This window comes from Bradyrhizobium cosmicum (genome assembly GCF_032290525.1).
GTDB classification, from domain to species: Bacteria; Pseudomonadota; Alphaproteobacteria; order Rhizobiales; family Xanthobacteraceae; genus Bradyrhizobium; species Bradyrhizobium cosmicum_A.
Genome location: NZ_JASXTA010000225.1, coordinates 1 through 273, shown reverse-complemented (window position 1 = coordinate 273; position 273 = coordinate 1). Strand labels below are relative to the sequence as shown.

The following is a 273-nucleotide window of genomic DNA, read 5'->3' as shown; positions in this document are numbered from 1 at the left end:
CCACGAGGCCGTGCGCCGGCGTCCAGAATGCCGCCGCATGCACCGCGCGGGTCTGGATGTTGATCTGCTGCAATAGGGTAATGCTCGTCATGGCGGCCATGATCTCGGATGGCGAGAAGATACGCCCCTCCGGCACGATCGGGGCTGGGCGGACGGCTTCCGCAATCGACTCGACGCCGCAAATGCCGCAACCGGTCGGGCCCGCGATATGCCGCCGCCGCTTGTTGACCAACTCGGCGCTGGATGGTTTCAGCCACATCCGAACTTCGATGC

General features: G+C 65.2%; 1 protein-coding gene. It reads right to left on the bottom strand.

Annotation, left to right across the window (positions count from 1 at the left end; translation table 11 throughout):
- Window positions 1-273, bottom strand: a 273-nt coding sequence (locus QSV46_RS39765; RefSeq protein ID WP_314964099.1) for a formate dehydrogenase accessory sulfurtransferase FdhD, incomplete at both ends; no start/stop codon positions are given.